The sequence below is a fragment of the Brevibacillus sp. 1238 genome (assembly GCF_029892995.1).
GTDB classification, from domain to species: Bacteria; Bacillota; Bacilli; order Brevibacillales; family Brevibacillaceae; genus Brevibacillus; species Brevibacillus parabrevis.
Window position 1 is genome coordinate 86505 of record NZ_JARXWC010000004.1, and the last position, 19798, is coordinate 106302.

Here is a 19798-nt window from a genome sequence, read left to right on the forward strand (position 1 = left end):
TCTTTTCCATTCGTGCTTCTCTTATGATGAAGAAGAGTTGAATGACAGGACGAAACGGAGAGAGAACGAGATGGAAAACAGGCCACTGGCTTCTTTGCAAACAGAATTGGATCGTGCTACCGCGCAGATGGAGCAAAACCTGCCCGCTGAAATGGTCAAGATGTTCGAGCAGTCAATCCAGCAAGTAAAGGCATCCGCTGGTGCTGCTGGCTTGAAGGCCGGAGCACAGGCACCAGACTTTTCACTGACGGATCAAAACGATGCCAGCATGACTTTGTCTGAACTGACGGCCAATGGCCCCGTCGTTCTTTTGTTTTATCGCGGCGTCTGGTGCCCGTTTTGCAATATTGCGTTGCGGGCTTATCAACAAGCGTCAGCACTTTTTGCGAAGGCAGGAGCGCAACTTGTGGCGATCAGTCCGCAAACGCCGACCTATTCAGCCAGCATGAAGGCAAATAACGAACTTGGATTTCCGCTTTTGAGCGATCCTCGCAATGAAGTCGCAGCCCGCTACCATCTCGTATTCGAGCTTCCGGAAGCGCTACGGGGAAATTACCAGTCTCTTGGCATTTCTCTCGACGAGTATCATGGCGATTCTTCGTGGAAGTTGCCTGTGCCCGCGACGTATGTGATCGACCGTGAGAACATGATTCGTCTGGCTCACGTCGAAGCTGACTACAAGCAGAGGCTGGAGCCTTCCCACGTATTGGACTTGCTGGCTTCACGAAACGATTGGTAATCACGATTACGGAGGCGGCTATGCTATGACATTCGACGAAATGGCTTCGATTTCAGAAAGGGTGCTGAATCGGAAAGGAGCCAGAAAAGCTGGCGACATTCTCCCGGATGTGCTCGTTTTATTGAATGGCGGACGAATCGAGAGTGTCAATTTGACAGAGTGGTTGGCAGTCGATCATTTGCAACTGCTTAGGCACATCCTGGCTGAGCTTCAGTTGCAGCGGCATGCTGACGCGATGTTATCCGCGCTGGAAAGAATCGCGGGGCAGCCGACGATGAAAGTCATCCCCGCCATTGCGGTCGAATGGCTAGAGGTGTTCCGTCAAAAGACTGGCGAGGAGCGTACACAACTGTTCCAACGCTTGGCGGCGCATCCGTCAGATAGCGTGCGCTGTTGGGCAGCTTACATCGTGGGGTTGGATCAGTTGGAACTGGAGCAAAAACTGGCGCTCATTCGCCCGTTTGCTGCCGATAGCCACTTCGGCGTCCGCGAAATCGCATGGATGGCTGTCCGGGACTCTGCTTCCCAACAGCTGAAACTAGCCATCCGCCTGCTGGGGGCTTGGGTACAGGAACCGGATGCCAATCTCCGCCGTTTCGCCGTTGAATTGACCCGTCCGCGCGGCGTTTGGGCCAAGCATATTGCGGAGTTGAAGGCGAATCCCGAATGGGGTCTTCCCCTTTTGGCGCCGTTGAAAGCCGATCCATCCAAGTATGTCCAGGATTCGGTTGCCAATTGGTTGAATGACGCAGCCAAGTCGCAGCCGGATTGGGTCGTTCAAGTATGCCGTGCTTGGCTGGATGCGTCCGATGAGAAAGCGACCAAGCGGATCGTGGCGAGGGCGCAAAGAAGTATGAAGGGCTAGGATGGGGGATGCTTTGTAGATTGCGTCATCGGGAGTTTCAAAAAAATGCCAATGCAAAAAGCTTGCTTGGGGTAATGCTTTGTAGATTGCGTCATCGGTACTTCAGGTGAAGCGAGGAAAGAGACGAATCGCTGTAGCTTCTTGGGATACCCCCTGTGGGCTTAGACTGCACGGCTCCGGGGAAAAAGCGAAACCGCGTCAAAAGCAGCTCGCTCACAGATGCAGATTCACGTTGACGCTTAAAACCGTGTTTCGCTTTTTCCTCGGAACCTCGGTCGGTATCCAAAGAGCTTTCGCGGATTCGTCTCTTTCCTCGTCAGGGGCTGGGTGTGGTCGGCGCGAGTTTTAAAGAAAATGCTAAAGGCTGAATACATAAAAGTTGGCTTGGGTAGCGATTTGCAGTTTGCTTCATCGGTACTTCAGGCGTGGCGAGGCTGGTTAAGGGGTGATGGAGGGTTTCAAAAAAAGACATAGAAACAATGATTAAGATTCTTCTTGAAGACGATTGCTTCATGCCACCAGTTCGGGGAAAGCTTGCTCACTTCCTGCCCTGGATTCCCCCCCCCTTGAGCAACCTCCAAAAAACAATATCCGACCAAAGCTTACCATTGACCGAGAAAACAGTGACCCCCGCCCATTTCCTCCCCATTCAAAAAAACGGCCACCCAGCAGTCTCCAAGCGACCACCAGGCAGCAGTTGTCTTTTCCCTAAAACGATCATTACTCCATCGTCAACACGACGCGGCCGTTAATTTGGCCTTTTTCCATCCGTTCCAGCACCTCGTTGATTTTATCCAGCGGCTGTGTCTCGATGATCGCGCGAACCTTGCCGCGAGCCGCGAAGTCGAGTGCTTCCTGCATGTCTTTGCGCGTTCCTACGATCGAGCCTTTGACCGTTACACCGTTGAGCACCGTATCGAAAATCGGGATAGGCAGCTCGGCATTCGGCAATCCAACCACCACGAGCGAGCCGCCGCGGCGAACCGATTTGTACGCCTGCTCAAACGCTTTTTTCGTTACAGCCACACTAATCGCTCCGTGCACGCCACCGACCTGCTCGGTAATCGCCGCCACAGGATCGACCTCGCTGCTGTTGACCGTCACGTCAGCCCCCAATTCTTTTGCCAGTTCGAGCTTCTCGTTGTGAATGTCTACCGCGACGACGTTGTACCCCATTGCTTTCGCATATTGCAGGGCTACGTGGCCCAGTCCGCCGATCCCGAAAATTGCCACCCAGTCGCCCGGCTTCACATTGGCGACCTTCAGCGCTTTGTAAGTAGTCACGCCCGCGCACAAGATCGGAGCAGCCTCCACGTCTCCCAGTTCAGCCGGGATACGCGCCACATAAGCCGCTGGCGCCACGCAATACTCCGCGTAAGCTCCGTCTGCGGAATAACCGCCATTCAATTGCTTCTGGCACAAAGTCTCCCAACCCGTGAGGCAATAGTCGCACTCGCCGCACGCGGAGAACAGCCACGGGATGCCTACCCGGTCGCCCAGCTTCAAGGAAGTGACGCCTTCGCCCAGCTTTTCCACGACCCCTACCCCTTCATGGCCCGGAATCAAAGGCAGCTTCGGCTTGACCGGCCAGTCTCCATGCGCTGCATGCAAATCTGTATGGCAAACGCCGCACGTCTTGATTTTGACCAACACTTCCCCGTAACCCACCTCTGGAACCGCTACTTCCTTTACCTCCAGCTTTTGATGGAACTCGTTGACCACTGCTGCTTTCATCTCGACCTTCCTCCTCTTTTCCCCCACGGGCACCTGTTTGTGTGCCGAATGAGCGTTTATGTATTTTCGCTCCTATATATTTGCAAGCAGCATGCCAAATTGTAAGCGCTTTATCTTTCGCGCTTTTTCGCCTTGTCTCGCCTTCGGACTGGCCGATTTTTCGGCCCATCAGCCAAAAAAACGGCACGCGAGCCAAGCTTTTGGCCAAAAAAGGGATTCGACCCTGTCTGCGGTATTAACTACATAGGGAAAAAGGGGGTAAGCAGCATGCAAATATCCAAATTTATGACACCGGAGATCATCTTCGGCAACCAATCCATCGGCCAAGTCGGGGAAAGCCTTCGCCGTCTGGGAGCATCCCGCGTTTTTCTCGTCAGCGATCCCGGTGTCGTAAGCGCAGGCTGGGCCGAGCGAATCATCCACTACTTGCAGCAGCAAAAGCTCGACTATCATTTGTGGACCAACGTGACGGCCAATCCAAAAGATTACGAGATTCACGCCGGAATCGCGGCGTACCGTGCTGCCGAGTGCAACGCGATTCTCGGAGTCGGCGGCGGCAGCGCGATCGACGCAGCCAAAGCCATCGCCCTGCTCGCCACCAACGAAGGAAGCATTGTGCAGTATGAAGGAGTCGATCAGATTCAGCATCCGCTCCCGCCGATGGTCATGGTGCCGACTACGGCTGGCTCCGGCTCCGAAGTCTCGCAGTTTTCGATTATCGTAGACAGCGCGCGCAAAGTAAAAATGGCGATCATCTCCAAATCGCTCATCCCGGATATCGCCATCATCGATCCGCAAACCTTGATGACCAAAGACCGACAACTCACTGCCAATACAGGCATGGATGTCCTGACCCATGCCATCGAGTCGTATATTTCGCTCGCTGCGACGCCGCTTACCGAGGTTCACTCCTTGCAAGCCATGCGCCTGATCGCCGAACATCTGCGTCCATCCGCCGCCAGCCAGTACAACGCCTCCGCCAAGCAAGCGATGGCAATGGCGAGCTTGCAGGCCGGAATCGCTTTTTCCAACGCCATACTCGGAGCCGTCCACGCCATGTCCCATCAACTGGGCGGCTTCCTCGACGCCCCGCACGGGGAAGTAAACGCCATCCTGCTGCCGCACGTTCTCGAATACAACTATATCGCCGCTCCCGAAAAATACAGGCAAATCGCCGAATGTCTGGGCGAAAACACTTCGGGTCTGAGCACGCACGACGCCTCTCGTCTCGCCATGAAAGCCGTGACGAATCTGGCAAAAGACCTGGACGTGCCGCAATCGCTGTCTGCCATCGGGCTGCACCCTGACCAGATCGAACTGCTCAGCTCACTCGCCTTGCTCGATGTGTGCATGACAACCAATCCGCGCGACATGAGCGTCCAAGACGTCGCTTCTCTCTTTCGCCAAGCTCTATAGGAGGCCGCCATGCAAAGCAAACAGGAGATACTCGAAAAGCTCACCGGAATATCTTCCTCGCGAAAAAGCTACTACAGCGAGCTTGTCTATCTCGTCGAAGAAATGAAAAAGAAAAACCGCCAGCTCGCGGTCATCAACCAACTGACGCACATCCAGATCGACGCAACCTGGCAGCAAACGAGCAGCTACATAGCCCAGCAGCTATCGCAAATTCTCGCCTTCGAGCACTTTACGTTGACGATTGTCAAAGGAGGCACGCCGACGTCGTACTTGTGCATGCGGACAGACACGGACTGGCAGTGCCACACGTTGACTCATCCGCACTGCCCTGACACGGCAAACTTTCCCGAGCAGCTTCATCACAAGCTGGCGCAAACGTTGCCGCAGCACTATGCGACTTCGGTGTCGCTGCGCAATCCATTGAACCAGACTTTCGGCTACTTGACGCTTTTGCGAGAGGAACAGCGCCCAGCCGATCCCGAAGAAGCCGAGTTGATCCAGCTCGTTGCCCGGCACGTAGGCGTCATCGTGGAAAACAGTCTGCTGTTTCAGGACGTGAACGAAAAAATCAAGATCGAGGCCCAACTGATCCAGTCGGCAAAAATGGCTGCCATCGGGGAAATGGCCGCTGGAATCGCCCACGAGCTGAACAGTCCGCTGACCGCGATTCTCGGCAATTCCCAACTGCTTTTGCGCGAAACAGCCGATGCTCCGACCGCGCCGCTCATGCGCGACATTTATCAGTGCGGCGTCCGCTGCAAAAAAATTATTCAAAACCTGCTGACCTTCTCCCGGCAAGAGGAGTATTTGTTTGAGACTGTCTCCATTGACGAAGTCGTGGAGGATGTGCTCGGGCTGATCGGCTACCAGCTGTCTGTCTGCGGCCTGACCATAACCCGGGAAATGAACGAGCCGAGCCTGCTGTTTCACGGCAGCCGCCATCAGATCGAGCAAGTCGTCATCAACTTGCTCTTGAACGCCAGGGATGCCTTGTCCGAGCAGGAAGCGCCGCGGATTCTCATCCGTTCCTTTCCCGTCGAAGAAGACGGCGTCCGCTACGCAGGCTTGTCCGTTTACGACAACGGGACGGGCATTCCAGCCGAACAGCTCTCACAAATTTTCCAGCCTTTTTTCTCGACCAAAGAACGGACAAAAGGGACAGGGCTGGGCTTGTCCGTCAGCCTTGGCATCGCCGAAGCGCACGGCGGCAAGCTGTATGCGCAAAGCGAAGAAAATCGCTACAGCGAATTTACGCTGCTTTTGCCACTGCTGATCAAAGAGGAGGAACATCAACATCATGGAGCAGAAACGGATATTGATTGTGGATGATGAGACGGAGGTCACTACGTTTTTCACCTATTTTCTCCGGCGCAAAAATTGCGAGGTAGTCGTCGCCAACACGGGCAAGGACGTCCAATGGCTTTTGCAAAACGATTCCCGCGGCTTTCAGGCTGCTCTCGTCGATCTCAAGCTGCCTGACGCGGACGGGCTGGAGCTGCTGCGCAAGATCAAAGCCGTTTTTCCCGCGTGCGAAGTGTTGATCATGACTGGCTACAGCACCATCAAGTCGGCCGTCACAGCGATGCAGTGGGGGGCCAAAGACTATTTGGAAAAGCCGTTCGACAATCTGGACAGTCTGGAACACATCATTGATTCTGTCCTCTCTGCTTCGGCGAACCAAAAAGATGACCTATCCCAAGAAGCCGCGCAATATGGTATCGTGTATTCAGCAGAAAGCCCGATGAGCAAAATGATCGCCATTGCCAAAAAATTAGCAAAAAAGGCGATCCACATCTTGATAGAAGGAGAGACCGGAACAGGCAAGGAGCTGATGGCCCGTTTTCTCCACGGAGCGAGCAACCGCGCCCAGCAGCCTTTCGTCGCGTTCAACTGCGGTGCCGTCCCGGAATCGTTGCTGGAAAGCGAACTGTTCGGGTACGAAAAAGGCGCGTTTACCGGAGCGGTCAAATCGCGAAAAGGGTTGTTTGAGCTTGCTCACAACGGCACGCTGTTTCTCGACGAGATTGGCGAAGCCCCGCTGTCGATCCAGGTCAAGCTGCTGCGCACGCTGGAAACGGGAGAATTTATGCGGGTCGGGGGCGAACAGGTCGGTCAGAGCAATATTCGCTTCATCTCCGCCACGAACCGCAACCTGGAGCACGAGGTCGAGATGAACCGTTTCCGCAGCGACCTGCTGTATCGTCTCGAAGGAATCAAGCTGGCAATTCCTCCCCTGCGGGAGCGTGCTGGCGACATCCCGGCAATCGCGCATTCCTACTTGCAAAAGCGCAGCGGCGCTCCATGCGAGATCGAGCCTGATGCCATGGAGCTTTTGCAACGCTATGACTGGCCTGGCAATGTCAGACAGCTCCTGAATGTCCTGAATCAAACGATCGCCCTGCACGAATGCGAAAAACTGCGCGCCGAGCACCTGCCTGCCCAGTTGCGGCAAAAGACGCTGCAAACGAAGCTGCCAGGTCAATCCCACCCCGAACCGAGCAGCGTCGAGCAAGCGATTGAGCGGGAGTGCGAGCGGTTTGTAGAATCGCTCACCCGCGTACTCCCTTCCATCGAAGGCGTCGATTTCGATTACTTGCAAAAAAGAATCAAGCTGTTGGAAGGGGAAGTCGGACGGGCGATCATCGAAAAAGGATTGAGCGAAACAAAGGGAGACAGGCAGCTTCTGAGCAAGAAGCTGAACATCACCAAGCGGACGATCCGCTACATTCTCAACGAAAAGGGGTAATGCCTCGCCTGCGCTGCGCTAATCCCCTGTAGGAGGCAATGATTGTGGTACCCCAAAAACAACAGCACTGGTCGATTTCGCATCTCAAAAGCATTCCTGGCGATTTTTCCATCTCGGCCGTCGTCGTCGGCCTGATCGCCACCATCGTGTCTTATGCCGGCCCGCTCCTGATCGTCTTTCAGGCGGCGCAGAGCGCGGGACTCAGCGAAGCAGAGCTTTCCTCCTGGATTTGGGCGATCTCCATCGGCAGCGGCTTGACGGCGATTATTTTAAGCATCTGGTTCAAGACGCCAGTCATTACCGCCTGGTCGACGCCAGGTGCCGTCCTCTTGGTATCCAGCCTGACCACCTATCCTTACAGCGACGCGATTGGCGCGTATCTGTTTTCCGCAGCCGTCATCACGCTGCTCGGCGTCTCCGGCCTGTTTTCCATCCTGATGAAATACGTGCCGCAGTCGATCACGACCGCGATGCTCGCCGGGATTTTGTTGGCTTTTGGCGTCGAAGTGTTCGTCTCGATGCAGCATTTGCCTGCGCTTGCCTTGCCGATGATCTTCTGCTACCTGTTCGCCAAGCGGTTGTTTCCGCGCTACGCCGTCGTGCTGACGCTTTTGGTCGGACTTGCCATCGCTTTTGGCATGGGGCGATTGCAGCTTGATTCTGTGCAAATGACATTGGTGAACCCTGTGTTTACGATGCCAAGCTTTTCGCTCGATGCGATTGTCGGGCTGGGGATTCCCCTGTGCATCGTCACGATGGCTTCGCAAAACGCGCCGGGAATCGGCGTGCTGAAAGCAGACGGCTACGACACGCCTGCCAGTCCGCTCGTGGCGACGACCGGGATTGCCTCGCTGCTCCTGGCTCCGTTCGGCTCGCACGGAATTAACCTGGCGGCGATTACCGCAGCCATCTGCACTGGAAAAGAAGCGCACCAGGATCGTTCCAAGCGCTATATCGCCGGAATCGCCTGCGGTGCCTTTTATCTCGTGTTCGGCATGTTTGGCGCCACGATTACGTCTGTCTTTTTCGGCTTGCCCAAGGAACTGATCGCCGTCATCGCTGGCCTGGCCCTGTTCGCTTCGCTTAGCTCCAGCCTCGCCCAAGCGATGAGCGATATGAAGGAACGGGAAGCCGCTCTGGTCACCTTCCTCGTGACGATTTCCGGCATTTCGATCGGCGGAATCGGTGCCGCGTTCTGGGGGCTGATCGCAGGCGTCGTCACCAATCTGATTTTGAACGGAAACGTCCGCAACTGGTTGACTCGCAAAAAAAATACACAGCCGCTCGCTTAGGGAAATCGCTATACGAGATGCAAAAGGGGCTGTCTCCAAAGTCGGTGTTTCGACTCGGAGACGCCCCTTTTTCCTTTCAAAAACGTTGATCAATCAATGCTTTCCGTTGTTGTTTGGCGTCAGCTAAATTGCCCTGTTTGGACAGCAATCCCGACTCCGCCACTTGCCGTTACCAGCTCGGCTGTCTCCTCGATTGTTTCTGGACGAACCATGTCGGATGGCTGTCCGCGCACGCTTCGGCCTGTCACGTAGACGGTCGCCCCGGCTTCCCCAAGCCCGATGGCGATTCCTCGCCCCGCCCCTCTCGTTCCTCCCGCCACGACTGCTACTTTTCCCTGCAATGCTTTCCCTGTCATACATGCGCCTCCTTTTTGTGCGAACCAGCCATTCACGCTGTGCGCTGCGTCAAAAGAGCTAGATCGCTTGCCGTCAGCCAAACGGACATGACTGATTGGTTTTGGTTGATAGGAACAGTGTAACCTCACCAATATGACACCATCTGTCATATTGGATAAGATAAAATGAAGCTACTACGAAGTCGTTTTTCAGGAGGGATTTTCTATGCGTGCTGATCGGCTGCTCTCGATCTTGCTGCATCTGCAAAACTGCGGGCGGATGACCACCAGACAATTAGCCGAGAAGCTGGAGGTGTCTGAACGGACGATTCATCGGGACATGGAAGCTTTGAGCGCGTCTGGAGTGCCCGTCTACGCGGAACGCGGCTCGGCTGGCGGCTGGGTTCTCGCGGAAGGCTATCGCACCAGTCTGACCGGATTGAAAATCGATGAGCTGCAATCGCTCATGCTTTCCTCACCTTCCCGCGTGCTGAACGACCTCGGTCTGGCCGAAGGGTACGAGCGTGCTTTTTGGAAGCTGCTGTCCGCCTTGCCGCAACCTGTTCAGCAGGATGCCTGGCAAGTACGTGAGCGCCTGCATATCGATGGAGCGGGCTGGCATGAATCAGATGAAACGTTCCCTTTGCTCGCCACCATTCAGGACGCCGTCTGGCTCAGCCGCAAGCTTTGGGTTCGCTACCAGCGCGAAGATGCGCTTGTCGAGCGGACGCTGCTTCCGCTTGGACTTGTCGCCAAAAGGAGCACCTGGTATTTGGTCGCGCAGATCGATGCGGACTTGCGCACATACCGCATCTCCCGGTTCACGGAAGCTCGCGTGCTGGAAGAAGCTTTTGTCCGGCCGGAAAACTTTGACCTCGCCAGCTATTGGGAGGAGTCGACGACACAGTTCAAGGCGAGCCTCCCCCGCTATCCGGCAGTCATCCGCTTTCGCGAAGAGGCGTGGCCCCGGCTCAAACAGGAGCGCTACATGAAAATAGCCTCCACCCATGCCGCCAAAAGCGGTTGGATCGAGGCCGAGGTTGAATTTCATACGCTGGATTCCGCCTGTGCGCTAGTGCTTGGCTACGCCTCGCTCATCGAGGTGCGGGAACCTGCGGAGCTGCGAGCGGAAGTCATCTCCCGCGCTCGCAGTATCCTGCACCTGTACGAAAACGCAACTCGCAGCACACCAGATGCAGCCCAGTGAAGCTGTCATCAATTGGCGCGCGCCGCACTTGCTACTCTTGTTTCTTTGCCATAAATCAGCAAAATCGCCGTACCAATGAACAAGACGATTGTAAAAATGCTAAAAATAAACGTGTAGCTGTAATGCAAGGATGAATAATAGCCGACGAGATACGGGGCAATGATGCTGCCGATTCGTCCGATGCCGGAAGCAACGCCTGCGCCTGTGGCGCGAAGCGGCGTCGGGTAGTTTTCCGGGGTGTACGCGTACAGCGCCCCCCACGCTCCCAGGTTGAAGAAGGACAAAAGGGCACCCGTTACCAGCAATTCCGTCGTCCCGCTGCTTTGTCCGAAAGCGAACGCCATGATCGCTGTCATGAACAAAAAGCTGGCCAGCGTCTTTTTGCGGCCCCAATTTTCCACGAGATAGGCGGCGGCAAAATAGCCGGGCAGTTGCGCCAAAGTCATGATCAGGACGTACTGGAAGCTTTTGATCATGGTGAAGCCTTTGTCTACCAGCACAGACGGCATCCACAGGAACATGCCGTAATACGAGAAGGCAATGGCAAACCAGACAGCCCACAAAGCGATCGTCTCCCGCTGATGCGAGGTCAGCAGCTTTTGCACAGGTACTTGCTCCTGGCGTTGCTGGAACTGGGGCGATTCAGGGATCGTGCGTCTCGCGTACCAGGCGTACACAATTGGCAGTGCCCCGATGATGACCGCGACTCTCCAGCCGTAATCCGGGATGATGAAATACGATATGACCGCCGCCGCAATCCAGCCGACCGCCCAAAAGCTTTCCAGCAAAACAACGGTGCTCCCCCGTTTTTCCGCAGGAGCAAACTCGTTGACCAGCGTGGAAGCAACAGGCAGCTCGGCGCCAAGTCCGAGTCCCATCAGGAAGCGGAACAGCAGCATGGTGAAAAAGCCTGTGGCAAACGCACTGGCGAAGCTCGCTGCGCCAAACAGAAGCAGTGTGAGCAGGAAGACGGGCTTTCTTCCGATCCGGTCTGCCATATATCCGCCCACGATCGCTCCGATCGCCATTCCTACCAGATTGCCGGTCCCGAGAAGGCCCGCTTCTTGTGCAGTCAGTCCCCACTCTTGCCTGAGCGCCACCATAATGAATGATAAAAGGGCAACATCCATCGCGTCGAACATCCAGCCAAAGCCGGCTGCCCAAAACACTTTTTTGTAAGGTGCTGACATGTGTGATTCCCTGCTTTCTTGTCATCTGCGTGTAGCACGCCTTGTAATCATTTCGCGTCTCGTCGCATTTTCCTGCCCGGAAATAAAAGTTCGACGATTTGCAGCTAGTTTTTCCTATGGGGAGGAAAGTCATTAGTTTTGTTGTAAAGGGAAGGTTTCTCAAGGATTGAGAAAATTGTCGAGTTTTTTACGAATCTGTTTCTAATTGGAGCACCAAAATAAAAAGACCGTCATAATTTTGGGGAATTAAGACGATCTTCTACTAATTTAATAACTAGTAGTAATTGTGTAATTCAGCAATGAACTGGACTCTCCAGACTCATCCGTTTTATAGGAATAATCAAAGCAACCTGCACATCCAACATCTTTTTGCAACGCTGTCATTTTTATCGAGTGTGAAACGTACGTTCTCCACTCATCATCTCCAAAATCATCATTATAGTAATCAGCCCATCCTGTGTAAGTGATTTCTGAACTATCAGTATTTGCATCTGGTGTGGAATCATCGTAATCATCTACAAACCAATGTGTATCGAATTTACTTGGGTTTGCAGCCCAGGGAGAGATACTATGGCTTGTATCTTCTAACGTCCCATCTTCATACTCTTTCCACTTTAGAGTAAGCTTGGTTGCATTGACCGGAACTCTAACTGGATCAAGTGTTGTTATCTTAAACCAACCAGTATAATAATTAGCAGCAAGAGCTTTTATTCCACCGTTCAAGCTATCAATATCCTTGTTACTCACATTTTGGGATTTTTCATCTACTCGTTTCAATTCATCATCTAATTCTTGTTTGCTTAACTTCTCTGTTTTATACGTTCTTTTAGCTCGATCAATTAATAATCGGTAACCAATCGCTCCATTTCCCGCCTTTGCTTTACCTTTAATCCAAATACTAGAGGCTGAATTCTTTTCATCAACTGTTAGTTCTACATTTTCCAAAATGACATCACTACTTAATTCTGGAGATAAATGATAGGTTTTTTTATCAATTTTTCCTCCAGCAAAAACTACAGAAGTCGATAAGCACAGAAGTAATATCGTAGAAGTAGTTAATATTTTTTTCATAGTGAAATAACCCCTTCACATAGATCTTTACATCCATTTCTTCGTTAAAAATTACAAAGTGCGTATGGTGCTTGTGATATTTGTAATATTTGTAAAATATGGTATTATAATCAACAAATTATCACACCTAAAAAGCAATCTCAATAAATTTATTTGATAAATCTAGACAAGAATTTACAAAGCTCTTTCCAAGGAGGGAAAACTATGAAGACGATTTACAAAAATTTTTATTTGTGGAGTGGCTGCTTGTTAGGGGCTTTAAGCTCCATTCTCAGCATTTACTTGTGGTACGTAGCAACGATCCGTGATGGTTCCATTAAAGGAATGCCGTATATGATGATTTTTTTCATCTTGCTCCCTGCTTGTTTTGCTCTCATCTCCTCTTTGGTAAATCCCCCTGTCATTTTGATCTCATTTGTTTGGGCATCTCCCTTGTCGTTATACATGCTCTTTACCTACTCAAACATCGGTGTGTGGTTTGGGGTAACCTGCATCTGTTATCTGGTGTCCGCTGTTTTAAAATTTCAAGGATTACGCCATGAACAAACTATATAAAAAACAAGCCAGCCCAAACCTGCGTTTGGACTGACCTGCTCCTTCGATCAATGCGCGGATGCGCCCTGACCTTCCCATTCTTCTTTTTTTGGCGGAACCGCCCGCTTGAGGAACATAGATATGATCCAGGCAAGCACGACCAGAGCGAAAGCCAGGAGGAACGCGCTTTTCATTCCTGCCATCATGGCGAGCACCTTTTGGGCTGGGTCGGCTTCTGCTCCCCCGAACTGGGCCAAATACTTGCTCGTGCCGTTCGTCATGATCGTGACGAGCAGCGCCGTCCCGACGGCTCCGGCTACTTGCTGCAACGTACTGATGATCGCTGTGCCGTGCGGATACAGCTTCGGCGGCAGCTCGTTCAAGGCGTTGGTCATGACTGGCATCATCAGCATGGAAATGCCGAGCATCAACAGCGTGTTCCAAACCATGATCGTAAGATAGGAAGTAGACACAGTAATAAAGGCAAATTGCCACAGCGTATTGCCGACCAACCCAAGTCCGATGAGCGCCAGCCACTTGGCCCCGAAGCGGTCAAAGAGCCGTCCTGTAATCGGCGACATGATCCCCATGACGATCCCGCCCGGCAGCATGATCAGCCCCGCATGAAACGGACTGTAGCCCAAAGCGTTCTGGAGGAAAATCGGCAGCAGCATCATTGCCGAAAACATCGCCATCATGACGATCATCATAATAATCGTGGACATCCGAAAAACTTTGTACGTAAAAGCGCGCAAATCGAGCAGCGGCTCATCCAGACGCAGCTGCCGCCAGATGAACAGGATCAGGGAGATCACCCCGATCGTAATCGGAACGAGCACTTCATTGCTGCCCCAGCCCCCATGCCCTTCTCCGGCGCTGCTGAAACCAAACACAATCCCGCCGAACCCACAGGTGGACAAAAGCAGGGAAAGCACATCTACTCGCGGACGGGATGTTTCTGTTACGTTTTTCAAGCGGAAATAGGCGAAAGCGATGACGAACAAGGCAATCGGCAGCACTCCGTAAAACAGGGCGCGCCAGCTGAAATGCTCGACGATAATGCCGGACAGCGTCGGCCCAATGGCTGGGGCAAAGGTGATCACGATTCCGATCGTGCCCATGGCCGATCCCCTTTTTTCAATCGCAACGACAGACAAGACGACATTGGTCAGCAGCGGGAACAACAGCCCCGTTCCCGAAGCTTGCAGCACCCTGCCGATCAGGAGCAGCTCGAAGCCCGGCGCAAGCGCTGCTGCCAGCGTTCCCAAAGTAAACAGCCCCATCGCTGACAAAAACAAGGCTCTCGTTGTAAACCGCTGAATGAGAAAGGCCGTCACCGGGATCAAGACGCCAATGACGAGCAAATAGCCAGTCGCCAGCCATTGGGCTGTGCTTGGAGAGATTCCGATATCATCCATGATTTTTGACAAGGCAACGTTCAGCAGCGTCTCATTGAGAATCGCAACAAAAACCCCCAGGATCATCACCATGACCACGAGAAAGTTGCTTTTGCTCCCGAAAGTGCCTTCATTATGCTTTTCCTCTTGCTGATTTTTCACTTGGTTTCTCCTTTCATAATCCAGCTGTAAAGTTCCCACTCCATCTCTTTACGTTAATAAGTAGCTATCCTAGCCTACCACGAATCATAGGTTATGATTTCTTTTCGATTGCTATGATGTTACTTCGCCACCCGGTTGATGAAATGATCCATCAAGAGCGGCAAGGAAATCAAAATAGGCGGGTCGTCGGGATGAGGCTCGTAGAGGGTAACTTGCTGATGTGGAACGGTATTGTTCGGTGTGACGATGATCGGTTTTTTCGATCGGGTGCGCAACGTGGAATGCGGCAAAAGAAAATCGATCGCCTGCGTGCCCCAATCGACAGAAGTAGCCATCAAATAATACGTGCCAGGCGCGACGCCCGTAAAACAAAAATCGCCAAGGGACGGCAGAAGTGTCCCGTACAAGGGCAGCCCTTCCGGAATCGGCTTGGCAAACAAGCCAATCAAAATGACGCCGTGAAAAGGAGCCGCAGCCGTAACAGTCCCGCTGATCCGCAATTTCGTCTCCGCAAACGACCTCGCCATGCTCCAGTCGGAAAGCAGCTGCAAAGTGCGCAGTTGGTCGTCTGCCCGATGCGCTGACTCGCGGAACTCGCTTGGCGATATGCCCACTTTTTCCGTAAACCGGGTAGAAAACGTCCCGAGGCTTTGCTGCCCGATTTCCAGGCCGATATCGCGGACGCTCATGTTGGTGCGCAACAAAAGATCCTTAGCCTTTTGCAAACGCATCGAGGATACGTAGTACAGCGGTGACAAGCCGATTCTTTCCTTGAAAATGCGCGCAAAATGATACTGGCTGTAGGCGACATGACTGGCCAAACGGGAAAGTGGCAGAGGCTCATCGAGATGTCGATGAATATAAGAAATGACCTCGTCAATTTCGGTGTATCGGTCAATCACAGAAGCTCCACCTTCCTTCCACCTGTCATCGTTTACGAATCGAAACAGAACGCTTGTTCGCTATATAAATTTACCACAATTTTCTCTTATAGAAAAGGACGAATTTCAAAATTTTACATAAAATTATCAGTTTAATCCATAGGTCTCGTTACCCGCTATGTCGTCCGATTTCAGCCAAAAACGATTGCAGCGTGCTGGTCATGGCCGCATCTTTTCGGCGTATGAACATCGTCGTCACATCCCGGTATGGCTTTGGCACCGGATGCATATGGATTTGCCCGCTTTCCGCGAGCTGCCGTACCGCCGACTTGGGCAAGATCGTCATGCCGATGCCTGCTGTGACACCTCCGATGATCGTCTCATACGTCCCGAACTCCATCACTTTTCTGGGAATAACCCCTTCCAGCTTCATCCAGCCCTCCAGCCTCTCGCGAAACCCGCAACCTTTGTTGTATAAAAGCAGCGCCTTCCCTGGCATGTCATCCATGGTGAAGGAGCTTCCTTTGCTGACCAGCACCAGCTCTTCGCTAAACACCTGCCTCTGCTCGATCAACGGATGGCTGATCGGACCTGTGACGAACGCCCCGTCCAGCTCCACATCCAGAACCATCCGCAGCAAATGCTCGGTCACGCCTGCCGTAAGCGACAAGTCCACTTGCGGAAAGCGGCTGCAATAGGCAGACAAAAGCTCAGGCAGCCGATTGATTGTCTCCACCATCCCGATGGACAGCACACCGGAAGGCTCCGAGCTTTGATGAAAAAATCGGTGCATGTCATCCAGCTTCGTCAAAATGTCGCGCGAATATTCCAGCAATCTTCGTCCTTCTGTATTTAATGTCATTCCCCGCTTGTGCCGGTAAAACAGCGGCGTTCCCAGCTCTTTTTCCAACAGCTTGATTCTGGCCGTCACATTGGACTGCACATAGCTCAACTCCGCTGCGGCCTTGCTCACGCTGCCCAGTGTCGCTACCATGTGAAAAATTTTTAAATCGTTCAGCTCCACCCTTGCTCTCTCCCCATCTGTTTCCTGTATCCATCATTGAAAATGATATATCCCTTGATTATCAATCATTATACTAACAGATTTTCATCCCGTATGATGTGGAAGATGCTTCAGATGGAAAGGAAGAGTTTTCACATGAACAACAAGTCACTCCTTGCAGGAACCGTGTTATGCGCACTTGCCAGCGCGTCGTGGGGAGCGATGTTTCCTGTCGCCCATATCGCCCTGCAAAAAATCGATCCGGTTACGTTCGCGTTTTTGCGCTATTTATTGGTCAGTATGCTGCTGTGCGGCTTGCTTTTGGCAAAAGAAGGACGGTCCGCCTTTCGTCTGGAGGGGCGCGGCGGCGCGTTGACCTTCTTCGGCACGATGGCTTTTACGGTGTACAACATGGGTGTTTTTATGGGGCAAAAGCTGATGGGAGAGACGGGAACGATTGCGGCGGCGATCATGGAAGTGCTGATGCCGATGATCTCCATCGTCCTGATCTCGCTCAAGACGAAAAAGCTGCCGCCTGCTTACAGCGTCACCAGCATCGCGATTGCTCTCGCCGGAGCGCTTTTGGTCATCACAAACGGAAGCCTCGCATTTTTCATCACGGCAAGCGAGCAAATTTTCCCGCTGCTGCTCATCTTCGCAGGCGTTGTCGGGTGGGTCGTCTACTCCATGGGCGGCGCGCGCTTCGTTGGCTGGTCGACGCTGCGCTACTCGACCTTGACGTGTCTCTTGGGTACGTGCGTTTCTTTTGGTGTGATTGCGGCCGCTATTTTGTTGCAGTGGATGCCCGCGCCAAGCTGGGAGAGTGTGGTTGCGATCAAATATGAGATGGCCTTTATGGTGCTTTTGCCGGGACTGGTTGCCCTGTTAAGCTGGAACGAAGGGATCAAACGGCTTACTCCGCTCAATGGAATCTTGTTCATCAATCTCGTCCCGATCACGACGTTCGCCTTGATGGCGATGCAAGGCTATGAAATCAGCATGTTCGAGTTTTACGGCACTTTGCTCGTCATTTTTGCCCTGATCCGCAACAACCATTTTCAGCGCAAACAGCTCGGATATCGGAAAAAACAGCAAAAGGCGAACCGTGCCAGGGTGCCGAGTGTCTGATTGCCGTTCCCAGCCTCAAAAGAGCTTGCCGGAAACAAAGAAGGATTCGCGGGAGCATGCCGTGTTCCTCACGAATCCTTTTTCAGATTGCACCCGCTGGCTAGTCATTGTCGCTGTTCATCGCTTTTGCAATTGCTGCACATGCTGCAAGCTGTTGCCCAACACCTCCTGAAAGGGCGGAGCTACGACTTTTTTCCAGCCAACTACAGGTAACTCGCTTTGCGGTTCATCGATTTCGACATAGACCAAAACTTTTGGCTGGTCACTCGGCGCAAATCCGATCACCGAAACGGTATATTTCCCGTCAAGTGCATTCCCTTTCGGATCGGTTTTCTCGACTACACTGTGCTTCGCTGCCACCGCGACATTCGGCAAGCCAAGTCCGATTCCTGAGCCACGCGCGCCTGCAACCACCGATTCCAGCATGTCGCGTACTTTCCGGGCGGTTTCTTCCGAGACAACCTGCCGAACCATGTACCGATTGTGTTCGTCCGTACCTGCCTGCTTGTACAGATGCGGCTGCATCAGCTTTCCGCCATTGGCGATGGCTCCCACAGCCGCCATCTGTTGAAGCGGAGTTGCCGCACCGCCCAGCCCCGTTGCCGCCAATGCCGCCTGCCTCGGTTCGTCCATATTCGGCAGCTTCCCCGCCTCTTCGTTCGCTGCCTCCACCCCTGTTTCGCGTCCGAAACCGAACCGTTCGAAGTATTCCAGCAACGTATCCCCGTGCAAACGTTCGTGGACGAGCTTGGCAAATGCTACGTTGGATGAGCGCAGAAATCCTTCCAGAAACGTGATCTTCCCCCAGCCGATGCCGTTGTTGAAATCTTTGATCGGTTCGCCGGGAATCCCTTTGTATGTACCGGACTCGTATATCTCCCGAGGGTCGAACTTCCCCTCTTGAATCGCTGCCGCCAGTGTCACGATCTGATAGGCTGCACCAGGATTAGGCTGCGCTTTTCCTGCGGCGGCAAAACGTTCCGCATCGTCCGTCGCTCCGTTTTTGCTTCGGGTGCCGATCGCCAAAATTTCGCCTGTGCCCGGATCGGAGACAATCACCGTCATTCGCTCCGGATGAACAGCGTCAAATGTCTTCGCGATTGTTTGCTCTATCGAAGTCTGGATTTGCGCATCAATCGTCAGCACAGCAGCTTCTTTCCCTGCTTCTGCTGGCTGCCCGTTGACGTCTGCCCTTGCTGCCTGCGTGCTCTGGCCGCCTGAATGAGCAGGCGCCAGGGAGGATGGGGATGGCAAAAACGGCGAAGCGAACCACAGCATGCCCAATAATGCGGCTACGCCTCCGATGACGTAGCGATACGCAGCACGCCCCCTCCGCTTTTTGAGCAGCTCTTTTTCACGTCGCAGCTGCTGGATCACCTCGCGTTGCTTTTCCTCCTCCATCCTGAGCGTCGGAAAAGATTGCAGCAGACTGCTAACCTGTTTTTCTTCAAAAGATGGCGTCATGCAGATGAACCTCCTTGCCGCTATTGGACATGCGTTTTTGCAGGGCTTTGACTGCCCGGTGCAGCGTGGTGCTGACTTTTGCTTCGCTCCATCCCAAAATTTCGGCTGTCTCTTCCGTCGATATGCCTTCGATCAGGCGCAAGATCAAAACTTCCCGATACGTTCTTTTGAGCTGGTTCATCGTGTGGTAAACCTCTTGCAACTGCTCTTTCAGCACTAAGGCATTTTCGGGCGAGCGCTCTTTGGAGCGGAGAAATCCAAGGACCGTCTCCGGGAACCAGTCGATCATTTTTTGCTTGCGGCTATGGTCAATCGCTGCGTGACGCGCGATGGACAGCAGCCACGTCCGCGGTTGCGCCCTGCCCTCGTAACCGGATAAAGCCTTGAGCGCCTTCGTGAACACTTCCTGAACCAAATCTTCCACATCTCTTCTTCCCGTAAAATACGCCAGATACTGGTACACATCGTTGCCGTATCGGAGAAACCATTGCTCGATTCTGTCATCCGGCTCCATTGCTTCGCTCCTTTGTTACAGCTTTGTATTGGATTAGACGAAAAAATCCGATTTGCTTACAGTTTTTGTCCAAAAAATGTTCGGGAATAAAAAAACAGGCCGCCAGCTTCGCAGCCAGGC

The 19798-nt window shown here is 53.1% G+C and carries 17 protein-coding genes and 1 pseudogene; 9 read left to right on the plus strand and 9 right to left on the minus strand.

Annotated elements, in window-relative coordinates; genetic code table 11:
• The first annotated feature begins 70 nt into the window (after positions 1 to 70).
• Complete coding sequence (locus M2298_RS11285) at positions 71 to 739, plus strand: peroxiredoxin-like family protein (RefSeq protein WP_280648526.1); 669 nt, start codon at positions 71 to 73, stop codon at positions 737 to 739.
• Between the two features lie 25 nt (positions 740 to 764).
• Positions 765 to 1604 (plus strand): DNA alkylation repair protein, encoded by an 840-nt coding sequence (locus tag M2298_RS11290; RefSeq protein ID WP_280648527.1) that lies wholly within the window; start codon positions 765 to 767, stop codon positions 1602 to 1604.
• 720 nt (positions 1605 to 2324) lie between these two features.
• On the opposite strand, the gene adhP is transcribed toward M2298_RS11290, so the two are convergent.
• Positions 2325 to 3338 carry an alcohol dehydrogenase AdhP gene (gene adhP / locus M2298_RS11295; protein ID WP_173597566.1) on the minus strand — a complete coding sequence of 338 codons (1014 nt, stop codon included), beginning with the start codon at positions 3336 to 3338 and terminating at the stop codon, positions 2325 to 2327.
• Positions 3339 to 3605: 267 nt separating this feature from the next.
• On the opposite strand from adhP, the gene M2298_RS11300 reads away from it, so the two are divergent.
• The 4 genes from M2298_RS11300 to M2298_RS11315 are packed head-to-tail and all read left to right on the plus strand — an operon-like array spanning position 3606 to position 8792.
• Entirely contained in the window at positions 3606 to 4754 is a 1149-nt protein-coding gene (locus M2298_RS11300) for an iron-containing alcohol dehydrogenase (RefSeq protein WP_122964648.1), read from the plus strand.
• Between the two features lie 9 nt (positions 4755 to 4763).
• The gene (locus tag M2298_RS11305) at positions 4764 to 6083 is read left to right on the plus strand and encodes a sensor histidine kinase (protein ID WP_122964647.1); all 1320 of its coding nucleotides are present in this window, start codon (positions 4764 to 4766) and stop codon (positions 6081 to 6083) included.
• Entirely contained in the window at positions 6052 to 7500 is a 1449-nt protein-coding gene (locus tag M2298_RS11310; protein ID WP_280648528.1) for a sigma-54-dependent transcriptional regulator, read from the plus strand. Before M2298_RS11305 ends, M2298_RS11310 begins: the two co-directional genes overlap by 32 nt.
• Positions 7501 to 7538: 38 nt before the next feature.
• Positions 7539 to 8792 (plus strand): benzoate/H(+) symporter BenE family transporter, encoded by a 1254-nt coding sequence (locus tag M2298_RS11315; RefSeq protein ID WP_217022274.1) that lies wholly within the window; start codon positions 7539 to 7541, stop codon positions 8790 to 8792.
• Positions 8793 to 8929: 137 nt separating this feature from the next.
• On the opposite strand, the pseudogene M2298_RS11320 reads toward M2298_RS11315, so the two are convergent.
• Positions 8930 to 9148: pseudogene (locus M2298_RS11320) on the minus strand (short-chain dehydrogenase); the annotation flags it as partial.
• Between the two features lie 205 nt (positions 9149 to 9353).
• On the opposite strand from M2298_RS11320, the gene M2298_RS11325 reads away from it, so the two are divergent.
• A complete protein-coding gene (locus M2298_RS11325) occupies positions 9354 to 10334 on the plus strand; it encodes a helix-turn-helix transcriptional regulator (RefSeq protein WP_217022273.1) in 981 nt (326 codons plus the stop codon).
• Positions 10335 to 10342: 8 nt separating this feature from the next.
• Here the strand turns inward: M2298_RS11325 and M2298_RS11330 are convergent, their stop codons facing one another.
• Both M2298_RS11330 and M2298_RS11335 read right to left on the minus strand, forming a co-directional pair.
• The gene (locus M2298_RS11330; RefSeq protein ID WP_173597563.1) at positions 10343 to 11524 is read right to left on the minus strand and encodes an MFS transporter; all 1182 of its coding nucleotides are present in this window, start codon (positions 11522 to 11524) and stop codon (positions 10343 to 10345) included.
• A gap of 267 nt (positions 11525 to 11791) precedes the next feature.
• A complete protein-coding gene (locus M2298_RS11335; protein WP_280648529.1) occupies positions 11792 to 12595 on the minus strand; it encodes a hypothetical protein in 804 nt (267 codons plus the stop codon).
• Between the two features lie 204 nt (positions 12596 to 12799).
• On the opposite strand from M2298_RS11335, the gene M2298_RS11340 reads away from it, so the two are divergent.
• Positions 12800 to 13150 (plus strand): hypothetical protein, encoded by a 351-nt coding sequence (locus M2298_RS11340; RefSeq protein ID WP_173597561.1) that lies wholly within the window; start codon positions 12800 to 12802, stop codon positions 13148 to 13150.
• A gap of 47 nt (positions 13151 to 13197) precedes the next feature.
• Here M2298_RS11340 and M2298_RS11345 read toward each other — a convergent pair whose 3' ends face one another.
• The 3 genes from M2298_RS11345 to M2298_RS11355 all read right to left on the minus strand — a co-directional run bounded on the left by M2298_RS11345 (position 13198) and on the right by M2298_RS11355 (position 16593).
• Positions 13198 to 14619: an MDR family MFS transporter gene (locus M2298_RS11345; RefSeq protein ID WP_429827474.1), complete on the minus strand. Its 1422-nt coding sequence runs from the start codon at positions 14617 to 14619 to the stop codon at positions 13198 to 13200.
• Between the two features lie 188 nt (positions 14620 to 14807).
• On the minus strand, positions 14808 to 15587 hold the full coding sequence (locus tag M2298_RS11350; RefSeq protein WP_173597629.1) for a helix-turn-helix domain-containing protein: 780 nt from the start codon (positions 15585 to 15587) through the stop codon (positions 14808 to 14810).
• Between the two features lie 151 nt (positions 15588 to 15738).
• Entirely contained in the window at positions 15739 to 16593 is an 855-nt protein-coding gene (locus tag M2298_RS11355; RefSeq protein ID WP_173597559.1) for a LysR family transcriptional regulator, read from the minus strand.
• A 135-nt stretch (positions 16594 to 16728) separates the two neighbouring features.
• Here M2298_RS11355 and M2298_RS11360 point away from each other — a divergent pair, with 135 nt between their 5' ends.
• Complete coding sequence (locus M2298_RS11360; protein WP_173597558.1) at positions 16729 to 17700, plus strand: DMT family transporter; 972 nt, start codon at positions 16729 to 16731, stop codon at positions 17698 to 17700.
• A gap of 117 nt (positions 17701 to 17817) precedes the next feature.
• Here the strand turns inward: M2298_RS11360 and M2298_RS11365 are convergent, their stop codons facing one another.
• Together M2298_RS11365 and M2298_RS11370 are read right to left on the minus strand one after the other, a co-directional pair.
• On the minus strand, positions 17818 to 19164 hold the full coding sequence (locus tag M2298_RS11365) for a penicillin-binding transpeptidase domain-containing protein (protein ID WP_280648531.1): 1347 nt from the start codon (positions 19162 to 19164) through the stop codon (positions 17818 to 17820).
• A complete protein-coding gene (locus M2298_RS11370) occupies positions 19148 to 19678 on the minus strand; it encodes an RNA polymerase sigma factor (RefSeq protein ID WP_122964638.1) in 531 nt (176 codons plus the stop codon). Before M2298_RS11370 ends, M2298_RS11365 begins: the two co-directional genes overlap by 17 nt.
• Positions 19679 to 19798 lie beyond the last annotated feature (120 nt).